Origin of the sequence: Nocardia yamanashiensis NBRC 100130 (assembly GCF_001613325.1) — a bacterium.
GTDB classification, from domain to species: Bacteria; Actinomycetota; Actinomycetes; order Mycobacteriales; family Mycobacteriaceae; genus Nocardia; species Nocardia yamanashiensis.
Window position 1 is genome coordinate 63176 of the sequence record NZ_BDCD01000008.1, and the last position, 16307, is coordinate 79482.

The 16307-nt window shown below is 70.8% G+C and carries 1 protein-coding gene (cut by both window edges); it reads left to right on the forward strand.

Every position in this 16307-nt window falls within one protein-coding gene, locus NY1_RS08630, for a non-ribosomal peptide synthetase, read on the forward strand. The gene is 44703 nt long; 15369 of those nucleotides lie to the left of the window and 13027 to its right, leaving coding positions 15370-31676 in view (codon 5124, complete, through codon 10559, partial); the first codon wholly inside the window starts at position 1. Both the start codon and the stop codon lie outside the window.

A 16307-nucleotide genomic window follows, 5' to 3' on the forward strand; every position in this document is an offset into this window, starting at 1 on the left:
TTCGACTTCTCGGTGTGGGAACTGTGGGGCCCGCTGCTCTACGGCGGCACCCTGGTGGTCGTCGACTACTACGTCTCGCGCTCGCCGGAACAGTTCCTGGAACTGCTGCGCCGCGAACGGGTCACGGTGCTCAACCAGACCCCGTCGGCCTTCTATCAGCTGGCCGAGGCCGAACGCATCGCCGGCGCGGCCGGGGCCGAACAGCCTCTCGCGCTGCGCTACGTGATCTTCGGCGGTGAGGCGCTCGAACTGCGCCGCCTGTCGGATTGGGTGGCCCGCCACGGCGATGCCAAGCCGCACCTGGTGAACATGTACGGCATCACCGAGACCACCGTGCACGTGTCGGTGCGCTTCCTGGATGCCGAAACCATCGCCGCCGCAACGGGTTCCGTGGTCGGCCGCGCCATCGCCGGACTGCGCGTGTACGTTCTGGACGACCGCCTGCACCCGGTGCCGGTCGGCGTCGCGGGCGAAATGTACGTGGCCGGACCGCAATTGGCGCGCGGCTACCTCGGCCGCCCCGACCTGTCGGCGGCCCGATTCGTCGCGAGCCCGTTCGGTGAGCCGGGCACCCGCCTCTACCGCTCCGGTGACGTCGCGCGCTGGAACCGCTTCGGCGAGCTGGAATACCTGGGCCGCGCCGACGATCAGGTCAAGGTCCGCGGCTTCCGTATCGAACTCGGCGAGATCGAAGCCGCCGTGCTCGCCCAGCCGGGCGTGGCGCAGGCCGCGGTGATCGTGCGCGAGGACCAGCCGGGCGATCAGCGCATCGTCGCCTACGTGGTGCCGGAAACCGCCACCACCGCAACGGATTCCGCCGGGACCGCGTTCGAGGGTCTCGCGCTCGGTTCGGACGACTGGCTGCTGGCCGTGCGGGACGGCGCGGGCGAACGCCTGCCGTCCTACATGGTTCCGGCCGCCACCGTGGCGCTGGACCACATTCCGCTGACCGTCAACGGCAAGCTGGATCGCCGCGCGCTGCCCGCGCCGGCCGTGCAGGCGCGCGCCTTCCGCGCCGCCGAGACGCCGACCCAGGAAACCGTCGCCGCGGTCTTCGCCGAGGTGCTCGGCCTGGACCGGGTCGGCCTGGACGACGACTTCTTCGATCTGGGCGGCAACTCGCTCATCGCCACCCGCGTGGTCTCGCGCATCGGTTCGGCCCTCGACACCACCGTCGCGGTCCGCACCCTGTTCGAGGCCACCACGGTCGAGGCCCTCGCGGCCCGTATCGAATCGCACGCCGACGGCGCGTCGCGCGCCAAGCTGGTCGCCCGCCCGCGCCCGGCCGGCGAACTGGTGCCGCTGTCGTTCGCACAGCAGCGCATGTGGTTCCTGAACCAGTACGACACCCACTCGGCGGCCTACAACCTGCCGATGGCCATCCGCCTCACCGGTGAACTCGACACCGCCGCACTGGAATTGGCCGTCGCCGACGTGGTGCGCCGCCACGAGTCGCTGCGCACCCGCTACCCCGAGCACGGCGGCACGCCGATGCAGGTGGTGGTGCCGGCCGAGGAGATCGCCCTCGACCTGCGCCCGGTCACCGTCGTGGCGGAGGAACTGACCGCCGCCGTGACCGCCTTCGCGACGCTCGGCTTCAATGTCGCAGACCAGGTCCCGTTGCGCGCGCGCCTGTTCCGGGTCCCGAACCCGGATGCCGCGAGTGCGGCCGCCGAATCGAACGAGGACGCGGACGAAAAGACCACCGCCGCACGCGAACACGTGCTCGTCGTGGTCGTGCACCACATCGCCGGTGACGGTTTCTCCATGGCCCCGCTCACTCGGGATGTCATGGTGGCCTACACCGCTCGCACCCAGGGCGCGGTGCCCGGCTGGGCGCCGCTCGCCGTGCAGTACGCCGACTTCGCGATCTGGCAGCGGGAAGTACTCGGCTCCGAGGAGGATTCGTCCTCGCTGATGGCCCGCCAGGTGGGCTACTGGCAGCGGGTGCTGGACGGCGTGCCGGACGAGCTGGCGCTGCCGACCGACCGCCCGCGCCCCGCCATCGCCTCCCATCACGGCGCGACCCTGCTGCGCACCCTGTCCCCGGAGCTCGTCGTGGCGCTGGAAGACGTTGCGCGCCAGCGCGGCCTGACCCTGTTCATGGTCATGCACAGCGCCCTCGCGGTGCTGCTGGCCCGCCTGTCCGGCGGCGACGATATCGCCGTCGGCACCCCGGTCGCCGGTCGCGGTGAAGCCGCGCTGGACGACCTGGTCGGCATGTTCGTCAACACCCTGGTGCTGCGCACCGGCATCGACCCGGCGGAATCGTTCACCGATCTGCTCGATCGCGCCCGGCACACCGACCTCGACGCCTTCGGCAATGCCGACGTGCCGTTCGAGCGCCTGGTGGAACTCCTCGCACCCGAGCGCTCGCAGGCCCGCAACCCGCTCTTCCAGGTCATGCTGGCCTTCCAGAACCTGGATCGCACCACCCTGGAACTGCCGGGCCTGACCGTCGCGGCACTCGATCTCGACGAGAACATCTCCCGCTTCGACCTGCAGTTCACGCTGTCGGAGCAGGATTCGGGCATGGCGCTGGCGCTGACCTACGCCACCGATCTGTTCGACGAGACCACCGCCGCCGGTTTCGCGCAGCGCTGGCTGCGCGTGCTGGAGGCCGTGGCCGCCGATCCGGAGATCAAGGTCGGCGCGATCGACATTCTCGATCAGGCCGAACGCGGCGATCTGGTCGCGCGCTTCGGGCTGCCCCCCGTCCCGGCGCGCACCCTGCCGGACCTCATCGCCGACGCCGTCGCCATCGATCCCGAAGCGACCGCCGTCGTGTTCGAGGGAACGAGTCTGTCTTACGGCGAGCTCGATCAGCGCTCGAACCGCTTGGCGCGCCTACTGATTCAGCGCGGCATCGGCACCGAGGACCTGGTCGCCATCGCCGTCCCGCGTTCGGACGTCTCCTACTTCGCCGAATGGGCGGTGTCCAAGACCGGCGCCGCCTTCGTGCCGGTGGACCCGAACTACCCGGCCGACCGCATCGCCCACATGGTCACCGACTCCGGTTCGCCGGTCGGCCTGACCGTGGCCTCGGTGCGCGCCGATCTACCGGAATCGGTGGAATGGCTCGTCATCGACGACCTGGAGCTGGACGCCTTCGCGGACACCGCGATCGACGCCGGCGAGCGGGTCCGCCCGCTGCGCCCGGAGCACCCGGCCTACGTCATCTACACCTCCGGTTCGACCGGTCTGCCCAAGGGCGTCGTGGTCACCCACGCCGGTCTGGCCAACTTCACCGTCGAGCAGGCCGAGCGCTACGCCCTCGACTCCGATTCGCGCGCACTGCATTTCGCCTCGCCCTCGTTCGACGCGTCCATGCTGGAGTTCCTGCTCGCCATCGGCGCGGGCGGCACCCTGGTGGTCGTCCCGCCGGGCACCTACGGCGGCGACGAGCTGTCGGAACTGATCAAGCGCGAGCGGGCCACGCACGCCTTCATCACCCCGGCCGCGCTGTCCACCTTCGGCCCGGCCGGGCTCGACAGCCTGCGCGTGCTGGTCGCCGGTGGTGAGGCCGTCCCGGCCGATCTGGTGGAGAAGTGGGCGGTTCCGCTGGCGGACGGCACGATTCGTGCCTTCCACAACGGCTACGGCCCCACCGAGACCACCATCATGACCAATATCAGCGATGCGCTGGTGCCGGGCGATCTGGTCACCATCGGCGGCCCGATCCGCGGCATGCAATCGCTGATCCTCGACAACCGCCTGCGCCCCGTGCCGGTCGGTGTCGCGGGTGAGCTCTACCTGTCGGGCATCCAGCTGGCGCGCGGCTACCACGCGCGGCCGGGCCTGACCGCCGATCGCTTCGTCGCCAACCCGTACGTGGACGGCGAGCGCATGTACCGCACCGGTGACGTGGTCCGCTGGACCCGTACCGGCGAGGTCGAATACGTGGGCCGCTCCGACTTCCAGGTGAAGGTGCGCGGCTTCCGTATCGAGCTCGGCGAGATCGACGCGGCGCTGGCCTCGCACGAGAGCGTGGATTTCGCGGTCACCGTCGGCCACAAGAACGCCGCCGGCGCGACCTCGCTGGTGTCGTATGTGGTTGCCACGCCGGGTCATTCGATCGATGTGGCCGCCGTGACCGCGCACGTGGAGCAGCGCCTGCCGGCGTACATGGTGCCGTCCTCGGTCATGATCATCGACCGGGTGCCGCTGACCCCCGTCGGCAAGCTGGACCGCAAGGCCCTGCCCGAGCCGGTGTTCGCCACCGAGGTGGTCTTCCGCGCCGCGCGCAATGCGGTGGAGCAGACCATCTCCGAGGTGTTCGCCGAGGTGCTCGGCCTGGAGCGGGTCGGCATCGACGATTCCTTCTTCGCCCTGGGCGGCGACTCCATCGTCTCCATCCAGCTGGTGTCGCGGGCCAAGGCGCGCGGCGTGGTGTTCTCGCCGCGCGACGTGTTCGAGCAGCGCACCGTGTCCGGCTTGGCGTCGGTCGCGGAAACCGCTGACGGCCAGGGCGATTCGGCGCCCAAGCTGGTCGAGCTGCCCGGCGGCGGCGTGGGCGTCATGCCGCTCACCCCGGTGGTGCGGTTCATGGTGGAGCGGCCGGGCGCATTCGGCCGGTTCAACCAGACCATGGCCCTCGAGCTGCCGATCGGCATCGACCGGGCCGGTATCGCCGCCACCGTCGGCGCGGTCATCGACCGCCACGACATGCTGCGGGCGCGCCTGCGCCGGGTGCCGGGCGCGGACTGGATCGTGGAGACGGCCGCCGTCGGCGCCGTCGACGTGGACGCGCTCATCGACCGCGTCGAATTCGATCCGGCCGCCACCGATGCCGAACTCGTCGAGATCGCCACCGCCGCACTGGATGCCACCCTCGACAAGCTGGATCCGACCACCGGCGTGGTGATCCGGTTCCTGTGGCTGGCTCCCGCGGCTTCCGATACCACGAGCCCGCGTGCGGGCCGCCTCGTCGTCGCCGCGCACCACCTCGTGGTCGACGGCGTCACCTGGCGCATCCTGGTGCCGGACTTCGTCACCGCCTGGGGTCAGCTGTCCGCCGGGCAGACCCCCGAACTGGTCGCCCCCGCGACCAGCATGCGCACCTGGGCGCACGCGCTCGAGCGCGACGCCGCCACCGACGAGCGGGTCGCCGAACTCGCCTGGTGGCGTGGCGTCGTCGAGGGCCCGGACCCGCTGCTCACCACCCGGGCGCTGGATCCGGCCGTGGACGTCACCGCCGCCATCGAGAAGCATCGCGTCGAGGTGTCCGCCGAGGTCACCAAGTCGCTGCTCACCACCGTGCCCGCGCTCTTCCACGGCGGCGTGAACGACGGTCTGCTGACCGCGCTCGCACTGGCCGTCGCGAAGTGGCGCGCGGACAAGGGAATTGCGGCCGACGACTCCGCGCTGATCCGCCTGGAAGGCCACGGCCGTGAGGAAGAGGTCGTGCCGGGCGCGGACCTGTCCCGCACGGTCGGCTGGTTCACCGCCATCTTCCCGGTGCGCTTCGACCTCGCCGGCATCGACGTGGACGCCGCGCTGGCCGGCGGCGAGGCCATGGGCCGCGCCATCAAGACGGTCAAGGAACAGCTGCTCGCCGTGCCGGACAAGGGCATCGGCTACGGCCTGCTGCGCTACCTGAACCAGGCCACCGCCGACCAGCTGCCCAAGCAGCTGCCGGGCCAGGTCAGCTTCAACTACCTGGGCCGCGTCAACGAGGGCGATGTGCCGGACGCGCTGCGCGGCTTCGGCTGGATCCCCGCCCCCGAGCTGGGCGACCTGGCCGGCGCCTACGACGCCGATATGCCCGCGATGGCCCCGATCGACATCAACGCCATCGTGGTGGGCGACAAGCTGACCGCGAACATCGGCTACCCGAGCACCCTGCTCGGCGCGGCCGAGGTGGCCGAGTTCGCCACCGTGTGGACCGCCGCGCTGGAAGCCGTCGCGCACCACGCGGAATCGGCGCAGGCGGGCGGGCACACGCCGTCCGACTTCGGCCTGGTCCGGATCACCCAGCGCGATATCGACGGCTGGGAGCAGCGATTCGGCGGGCTCACCCAGGTGTGGCCGCTGTCCGCGCTGCAGGCCGGTCTGCTCTTCCACGCCCAGCTGGCCGCCACCTCGGTGGACGTGTACACCGCACAGGCGGTGCTCACCCTCACCGGCCGGGTGGACGGCGACCGCCTGCGCGCGGCCGCCCAGGCGCTGCTGGAACGCCACGAAATCCTGCGCACCGCATACGTTTCCGATGCCTCGGGCGTGCCGGTGCAGCTGGTCATCGACGGCGTCCACGTGGCGTGGGCCGAACACGACGTCACCGGCGCACAGGACCCGGAGGCCGCGGCCGCCGAGCTCATCGCCGCCGACCGCATGCGGCGATTCGACCTGACCGAGCCGCCGCTCATCCGCTACACCCTGGTCCGTGTCGAAGCGAATCGCTGGCAGCTGGCCGTGGCCAACCACCACATCCTGCTCGACGGCTGGTCCATGCCGCTGCTCATGCAGGACCTGCTGGTGCTGTACGCCACGCATTCCGACACCAGCGTGCTGCCGCCGGTGCGCTCCTACCGTCACTTCCTGGAATGGGTTGCGGCGCAGGATCGTACGGCCTCGCTGGACGCCTGGCAGCGGTCGCTGCGCGGCGTCTCCGAGCCGACCCTGCTCACCCGCCCGGATGCCGGCCGCGAGATCACGGCGCTGTCCGGCGAGCACTTCTTCGAACTGGACGAGGCCGCCACCGCGCGCCTCACCGCCCTGGCCGCCGATCTCGGCGTCACCCCGAACACCGTGCTCCAGGTCGCCTGGGGCGTGCTGCTCGGCCGCCTCACCGGACGCGACGACGTGCTGTTCGGCACCACCGTGTCCGGCCGCCCGGCCCAGCTGTCCGGCGTGGAATCCATGGTGGGCCTGTTCATCAACACCGTGCCGGTGCGGGTCGCCTTCGATCCGGCCGAACCGGTGCGCGCGCTGCTCACCCGCACCCAGGGCGAACAGGCCGACCTGCTCGATCACCACTACATCGGTCTCGCCGACATCCAGTCGGCGGCGGGCATCGGCGGGCTCTTCGACACCCTCGTGGTGTTCGAGTCGTATCCCGTTGACGCCGAAGGCATTCAGGCGCAGGCCGCCGATATCGACGGCATGGCCGTCACCGGCCTGGACGCCGCCGACGCCACCCACTACCCGCTGACGCTCATCGCCCAGCTGGACACCCGCCTGCGCATTCGGGCCGGTTACCTGCGCGACCTGTTCGACGCGCAGACCGTGGAACGCATCGCCGACCGCCTGATCCGGGTGCTGCACGCGCTCACCACCGAACCCGATGCGGCCGTGGGCGATATCGAACTCCTCGATGCCGCCGAACGCGAACTGGTCGTCAGCCGCTGGAACGACACCGGCTTCGACGTGGACGCGACACTGCTGGAACTCACCGGCGGCGTGGTGGATTCGAGCCTGCGCCGCGATGTCGACGACGCGGCGGCCACCGGTGCGCTCACCCGCGTGCTCACCGCCTCCGGCGACGACGCCGACACCCTGGTCGCGCTGTTCGAAGCGCAGGCCGCGCGGACCCCCGACGCGACCGCTGTCAGCTTCGAGGGGACCAGTCTGTCCTACGCCGAGTTCTCCGATCGGGTGCACCGTCTGGCGCGCTGGCTGATCGAACGCGGCGTCGGCGCGGAATCCTTCGTGGCCCTGGGCATGCGCCGCTCCCTCGACCTGGTGGTCGGCATGTACGCCGTCACCGTGGCCGGCGGCGCGTACGTGCCGCTCGACCCGGACCACCCGGCCGAGCGCATCGAATACATCCTGGCCACCGCCGATCCGGTCACCGTGCTGACCTCCGGCGAGGACCTGCCGATCGACACCGCGCAGGTGCGCATCGATCTGCTGGAGCTGTCCAGCTACTCGGCCGCGCCGCTGAAGGACTCGGAACGCCGGGCCCCGCTGCGCGAATCGAACAACGCGTACGTCATCTTCACCTCCGGTTCCACCGGCCGCCCCAAGGGCGTGGCGGTGCCGCACTCGGCCATCGTCAACCGCCTGGTGTGGATGCAGTCCGAATACGGGCTGACCGCCGACGACGTCGTATTGCAGAAGACGCCCGCCACCTTCGACGTGTCGGTGTGGGAGTTCTTCTGGCCCTTGCAGATCGGCGCGAAGCTGGTCGTCGCCAAGCCGGAAGGCCACCGCGATCCGGCCTACCTGGCCGAGCTCATCGCCGCCCAGGGCGTGACGGTCACCCACTTCGTGCCGTCGATGCTCGCGGTGTTCGTGGCGGAATCCGCTGCCGCGCAGTGCACCAGCCTGCGCATGGTGTTCGCCTCCGGTGAGGCGCTCTCGCCCAAGCCCGCGCACAAGCTGCGCGAGCTGACCGGCGCGGAGCTGCACAACCTGTACGGCCCCACCGAAGCCGCCGTCGACGTCACCTACCACCGGGTCGTGGACGCCGACATCGATTCCGTGCCGATCGGCCGCCCGGTCTTCAATACCCAGGTCTACGTGCTGGATTCGCGCCTGCGGCCGGTTCCGGTGGGCGTCGCGGGTGAGCTGTACCTGGCGGGCGATCAGCTCGCCACCGGGTATGTGGCGCGCCCCGACCTCACCTCGGATCGCTTCGTGGCCAACCCGTTCGGCGAATCCGAGCGCATGTACCGCACCGGCGACCTCGTGGTGTGGACCGCCGACGGCGAACTCGACTACATCGGCCGCACCGACTTCCAGGTCAAGCTGCGCGGTCTGCGCATCGAGCTCGGCGAGATCGAATCCGCTTTGACCGCACTCGATGCCATCGCGCAATCGGTGGTCGTGGTGCGCTCCGACGTGCACACCGGCGATCAGCTGGTCGCCTACGTGATCCCGGCCGCCGGGCGCGTGGTGGACAGCGAAGCCGTGCGCGCGGAACTGGGCGACGGCCTGCCCGCGTACATGGTGCCGTCCATCCTGATGGTGCTCGACGAGTTCCCGCTCAACGCCTCCGGCAAACTGGACCGCAAGGCGCTGCCCGCGCCGGTGTTCGAGGCCGCGGTCTTCCGCGCCCCCGTCACCCCGGTCGAGCAGATCGTGGCCGGGGTGTTCGGCGAGATCCTCGGCCTGGAACGGGTCGGCCTGGACGACGACTTCTTCGCCCTCGGCGGCAACTCGCTCAGCGCCACCCGGGTCGCGGCCCGCCTGTCGGCCGCCCTGGACACCCAGCTGGGCGTGCGCGAGATCTTCGAGGCCTCCAGCGTGGCCGCCCTGGCCGCACGCGCCGAAACCCATACCGGTGCGGGCGCGCGTCAGGCGCTGACCGCGCAGGAACGCCCCGAGCGCCTGCCGCTCTCGCTCGCGCAGCAGCGCATGTGGTTCCTCAACCGGTTCGATCCCGAATCGGCCGTGGACAATATCCCGGCCGCCGTGCGGCTGTCGGGTCTGGTGGATCGCCAGGCCCTGCAGATCGCCGTCGCCGATGTGCTGGCGCGCCACGAATCGCTGCGCACCCGCTACCCGGAGATCGACGGCGCCGCCTACCAGGAGATCGTCCCGACCGGCCAGGTCATCCCCGACCTGACCCCGATCGAGGTCACCGAAGCCGGCCTGCCGCAGGCGCTTTCGGAGCTGGTGCTGACCGGCTTCGACGTCACCGCCGAGGTGCCGTTCCGGGCCCGCCTGTTCGAGATCAGCCCCACCGAGCACGTGCTCGCGCTGGTGGTGCACCACATCTCGGCCGACGGTTTCTCCATGGGCCCGCTCACCCGGGATGTCATGACCGCGTACGGCGCTCGCGTCGAAGGCGGCGAACCGGGCTGGCGCGCGCTGGAAGTCCAGTACGCCGACTTCGCCCTGTGGCAGCGCGCCGTGCTCGGCGACGAGTCCGATCCCGAATCGGTGATCTCCCAGCAGATCTCGTACTGGGGCGAAACCCTGCGCGGCCTGCCCGACCAGCTCGAACTGCCCGCCGACCGGTCGCGTCCGGCGGTGGCCTCGGGCCACGGCGCCACCCACGTGTTCACCATCGACGCCGAAACCCACGGCAAGCTGGCCGAACTGGCCCGCACCCGGGGCGCGACGCTGTTCATGGTGGCGCACGCCGCGCTGGCCACCCTGCTGGCGCGCCTGTCCGGGGAATCCGATATCGCCATCGGCACCCCGGTCGCCGGTCGTGGCGAGCGCGCGCTCGACGACCTGATCGGCATGTTCGTCAACACCCTGGTGCTACGCACCCCGGTCGACGGCGGCGCGAGCTTCACCGAACTGCTGGAATCGGTGCGCGCCACCGACATCCAGGCCTTCGGCCACGCCGACCTGCCGTTCGAGCGCCTGGTGGAGATCCTCAACCCGGCCCGCTCGCAGGCCCGGCACCCGCTGTTCCAGGTCATGCTGTCGCTCCAGAACCAGGGCGTCTCCGAACTGGAGCTGCCCGGGCTCACCGTCAGCGGCGTGGACCTGCCGATCGACACCGCCAAGTTCGACCTCCAGCTGGTGCTGACCGAGCAGACTTCCGCCACCGACGCGGCCGGCAACGGCCACGGCGCGGTCCCCGCCGGCCTGACCGCCGAACTCATCTACGCCACCGACCTGTTCGACGCCGCCACCATGACGGCGTTCGGACAGCGCTTCGCCCGCCTGCTGGAAGGCATCGCGGCGGAACCCGATCGCGCCCTCGGCGATATCGAGCTCCTGGACGCCGCCGAGCGCAAGCAGGTCGTCACGCACTGGAACAACACCGCCATCGACATGGGCCCGGCGGTCGTCGCGCTCACCGGCGGCTCGCGCCGGAGCAAGACGGACGCCGCCGCGAACACCCTGGTCTCGGTGTTCGAAGCCCAAGCCGTCCAGTCCGCCGCCGAAACCGCGCTCACCTTCGAGGGGACGAGTCTGTCCTACGGCGAGTTCGCGGGGCGCGTGCACCAGCTCGCCCGCAAGCTCGTCGAAGCGGGCGTGGGCCCGGACACCTTGGTGGCCTTGGGCATTCGCCGCTCCACCGACCTGGTCATCGCGATGTACGCGGTCCTGGCCGCCGGTGGCGCGTACGTGCCGCTGGACCTGGACCAGCCGTCCGACCGCATCGCCTACGTCATCGAGACCGCCGACCCGGTGGTCGTATTGACCACCGCGCGTGATGGTTTCGACGTCGCCGAATTGGCGAGCGCGGCGGATTCCGGCCAGAACCACGCCGGAACGGACGGGTCGTCCGCAGCTGCCGAGGTTCCGGCCGCGCTGCGAGGCACGGTTCTGCGCATCGATGAGCTGGACCTGTCGGGTTACTCCGACGCGCCGCTGACCGACGCGGATCGGATTGCGCCGCTGCGTGCCTCGAACGCCGCGTACGTGATCTTCACCTCCGGTTCCACCGGCCGCCCCAAGGGCGTGGCCGTCTCGCACGCCGCCGCGGTGAACCAGATCGCGTGGATCAGCAACGAATACGGTCTCGACACCGACGACGTCGTACTGTTCAAGACCCCGCAGACCTTCGACGTATCGGTCTGGGAGCTGTTCGCCCCCATAGCCACCGGTGGCCGCATGGTCATCGCCACGCCCGACGGGCACCGCGATCCGCAGTACCTGGCGGACGTGATCGCAGCAGAGGGCGTCACCCTCACTTCGTTCGTGCCGTCCATGCTCAGCGTGTTCGCGTCCAGTGTGGACGCGGCCCAGCTGACCTCGCTGCGGGCGCTGCTCATCGCCGGTGAAGCCTTTACGTCCGACGTGGTGCGGGCGTTCCGTCGCGTCAGCGACGCGCCGCTGCACAACCTGTACGGACCCACGGAATTCACCGTGCACGCCACCTATGCGCCGGTCGCGGAGGACGTGCGGGGCGCTGTCCCGATCGGTCGCCCGGTGTGGAATGCCCGTGCATACGTGCTGGATTCGCGTCTGCATCCGGTCGCCCCGGGTGTCTCGGGTGAGCTGTACCTGGCCGGCGACCAGCTCGCGCGCTGCTACGTCGGCCGGGCCGATCTGACCGCGGATCGCTTCGTGGCCAACCCGCTCGCGGCTGGTGAGCGCATGTACCGCACCGGTGACCTGGTGCGTCGCAACGCCAATGGCGACATCGTGTACATGGGCCGTACCGACTTCCAGGTGAAGCTGCGTGGTCTCCGCATCGAGCTCGGCGAGATCGAATCCGCGCTGACCGCGTTCGATTCCGTGGGCCAAGCGGTCGTGGTCATGAACTCCGACCCGCGCACGGGTGACCGTCTCGTCGGCTACGTGGTGCCCACCGCCGCCGCGCTCGCGGCAGCGGGCGTGCCGGCCGGTTCGGCCGAACTTGCCGCCGCTGCCGTGGATACCGACGCGCTGCGGACGCATCTGGCGTCACGCCTGCCGTCGTACATGGTCCCGGCCGCGCTCGTGGTGCTGGATGTCATGCCGCTCAATGCGAACGGCAAGCTGGACCGCCGGGCCCTGCCCGAGCCGGAGTTCGAGGCGCGCGAGTTCCGCGCGCCGTCGACCCCGGCCGAGGAGACCGTCGCCGCGGTATTCGCGGAGGTGCTCGGCACCGAGCAGGCCATCGGCCTGGACGACGACTTCTTCGAGCTCGGCGGCAACTCGCTGATCGCTACCCAGGTGGTGGCCCGCCTCGGCGCGGCCCTCGACAGCCGGATTCCGGTGCGGGTGCTGTTCGAGGCGCCGACCGTCGCGGCGCTGGCCGCGCGCGTCGCGGCCGAGACCGGCACCGGCAGCCGGGCCGCGCTGGTGGCGGGGGAGCGGCCGCAGGAGATTCCGCTGTCGCTCGCCCAGCAGCGCATGTGGTTCCTGAACCGCTTCGACACCGCGTCGGCCGTCAACAACATCCCGATGGCCGTCCGCCTCACCGGCGATCTCGATATCGACGCCCTGCTCGACGCGGTCGGCGACGTCATCGAACGCCACGAGGTGCTGCGCACCGTCTACCCGGAGAACGCGGAAGGCCGTGGCGTGCAGGTGATCCTGCCCGCCGACCAGGTCAGCCTCGCCTTCGACCCGCGCGCCGCCGCCTACGCCGACGCCACCGGCCTGACCATGGCCGAGGTCGACGCCGCCGCCGGCCGCCGCACCAGCCACGGCCTCGCGCCGATCACGGTGCCGGAAGCCGAACTGCGCGAACGCATCGCGGAGCTGGTGCTCACCGGCTTCGACGTGACCGCCGCGGTGCCGGTGCGGGCGGGCGTGTTCCGCGTCGCCGACGCCGAAACCCCCACGCACGTCCTCGTTTTCGTGGTGCACCACATCTCCGGCGACGGCTGGTCGGTGCGTCCGCTGGCGCGCGACATCATGGTCGCGTACGCGGCGCGCTCGAACGGTCTCGCACCGCAGTGGGCGCCGCTGCCGGTGCAGTACGCCGACTTCGCGCTCTGGCAGCGCGAGACCCTCGGTTCGGAGGACGACGCCGAATCGCTGATCTCGCAGCAGGTCGCCTACTGGTCGGACAGCCTCGCCGGGCTGCCGGACCAGATCGACCTGCCGTCGGATCGCCCGCGTCCGGCCGTGGCGTCCAACCGCGGTGGGGTGCACGAGTTCTCGATCGACGCCGACCTGCTGCGCGGCATGAACGCCCTGGCCCGCGAGCACGGCGCGTCGCTGTTCATGGTCGTGCACGCCGCCTTCGCGGCACTGCTGGCGCGCCTGAGCAACGGCGACGACATCGCCATCGGCACCGCGGTCGCGGGTCGTGGCGAGGCCGCGCTGGACGACGCCATCGGCATGTTCGTCAACACCCTGGTGCTGCGCACGCCGGTCGCGGGGGAGCAGAGCTTCACCGAACTGCTGGCCCGCACCAAGGAAAGCGACCTGGCCGCCTTCGGTCACGCCGACCTGCCGTTCGAACGCCTGGTGGAGATCCTCAACCCGGTCCGCTCGCAGGCCCGGCATCCGCTGTTCCAGGTCATGCTGTCGTTCCAGAACACCGGTGAGGCGAGCTTCGCGCTCCCCGGCCTGGAAGTCGCCGGCGTGCCCCTGGACGTGGTCACCGCCAAGTTCGACCTGCACCTCAACCTGACCGAGCGCATCGGTGCGGACGGCGTCGCCGACGGCATGGCCGCCGAATTCGCCTACGCCACCGATATGTTCGACGCCGCCACGGTGGCCGGGTTCTCCGATCGCCTGGTGCGCCTGCTGGCCGCCGTGGTCGCCGCCCCGGCCGCCCCGGTCGGCGATATCGAACTGCTGGACGAGTCCGAGCGCCGCCGGGTGCTGCGCGGCTGGAACGCCACCGAGTACGACGTGCTGCGCGTCGTGCGCGCGGGCAAGGCGAGCGCCGGCGAGGTCACCCTCGCGTCCATGTTCGAGACCCAGGCCGCGCTGACGCCGAACGCGCCCGCGCTGGTGTTCGAGGGGACGGGTCTGTCCTACGGCGAGTTCGCGACGCGCGTGCACAAGCTGGCGCGCCGCCTCATCGCCGAGGGCGTCGGCCCGGATTCCTATGTGGCCCTGGGCATGCGGCGCTCGCTGGATCTGGTGGTCGGCATGTACGCCGTCATCACCGCCGGCGGCGCGTACGTGCCGCTCGACCCGGATCACCCGATCGAGCGCAACACCTACGTGCTGGAGACCGCCCAGCCGGTCGTCGTATTGACCACCGCGCGTGACGGTTTCGAATCCGATGTGAAGACGCTGCGCATCGACGACCTGGATCTGCTGGAGTACCCCGGCGATCCGATCACCGATGCCGAGCGCCGCGCCCCGCTGCGCGGCGACAACACCGCCTACGTCATCTTCACCTCCGGCTCCACCGGCCGGCCGAAGGGCGTGGCCGTCACCCACACCGCCATCGTCAACCGCCTGGTGTGGATGCAGACCGAATACGGCCTGTACAACGACGACGTGGTGCTGCAGAAGACCCCCGCCACCTTCGACGTGTCGGTGTGGGAGTTCTTCTGGCCCTTGCAGATCGGCGCCACCCTGGTCATCGCCAAGCCGGACGGCCACCGCGATCCGGCCTACCTGGCCGAGGTCATCGTGCGCGAGGGCGTCACCACGGCGCACTTCGTGCCGTCCATGCTCTCGGTCTTCGTGGCCGAGCCCAAGGCCGCCGAAGTCACCACGCTGCACCAGGTGTTCGCCTCCGGTGAAGCGCTCCCGGCCCCGACCGCGCACAAGCTGCGCGAGCTGACCGGCGCGCGCCTGCACAACCTGTACGGCCCGACCGAAGCCGCCGTCGACGTCACCTACCACGAGGTGGAGGACGCCGACACGCTGTCGGTGCCGATCGGCGCGCCGGTCTTCAATACCCGTGTGTACGTGCTGGATTCGCGTCTGCACCCGGTCGCCCCGGGCGTCGCGGGCGAGCTGTACCTGTCCGGCATCCAGCTGGCGCGCGGCTACGTGGCGCGTCCGGAACTGACCGCCGACCGGTTCGTCGCCGACCCGTTCCACACCGGCGAGCGCATGTACCGCACCGGCGACCTGGTGAAGTGGACCGGCGCGGGCGAGCTGGAGTACCTGGGCCGCACCGACTTCCAGGTCAAGCTGCGTGGTCTGCGCATCGAGCTCGGCGAGATCGAGGCCGCGCTCACCGCCCAGGAGTCCATCGCCCAGTCCGTGGTCGTGGTCCGCTCCGACGATCGCCTCGGCGATCAGCTGGTCGGCTACGTCATCCCGGCCGCCGGCCACACCGTCGACACCGACGCCGTGCGCGCCGCCCTCGCCGGCGACCTGCCCGGCTACATGGTCCCGGCCGCCTATGTGGTGCTGGACGCCTTCCCGCTCAATGCCTCCGGCAAGCTGGATCGCAAGCAGCTCCCGGCCCCGGTCTTCGAGGCCAAGGTGTTCCGCGCCCCGTCCACCCCGATCGAGGAGATCGTGGCGGGCATCTTCGCCGACGTGCTGGGCCTGAACGCGGCCGGCGGCTCCGGCGGTCGCGTCGGTCTCGACGACGACTTCTTCGAGCTCGGCGGCAACTCGCTGATCGCCACCCAGGTCACCGCCCGCCTCGGCGCGGCCCTGGACACCCAGCTCGCGGTGCGCGACCTGTTCGAAGCCTCCAGCGTGGCGGCCCTGGCCGCCCGCGTGGAGCGCAATGCCGGTTCCGGCCGCCGCCCCAGCCTGGTGGCCGGGGAGCGTCCGGCGCAGCTGCCGCTGTCCCCGGCGCAGCAGCGCTACTGGTTCCTCAACCAGTTCGACACCAGCACTTCGGCGGTCGACAACATCCCGCTGGCGGTGCGGCTCACCGGCGCGCTGGACCTGAAGGCCATGCGCCAGGCCATCGCCGACGTGATCGCCCGCCACGAGGTGCTGCGCACGGTGTACCCGCGCTCGGCCGACGGCCCGCACCAGGTCATCCTGCCGACCGCGCAGACCGACCTGACGCTGATCCCGGAGGTCGTGACCGAGGCCGAACTGCTCGGCAAGATCATCGAATTCGCCATGACCACCTTCGACGTCATCGA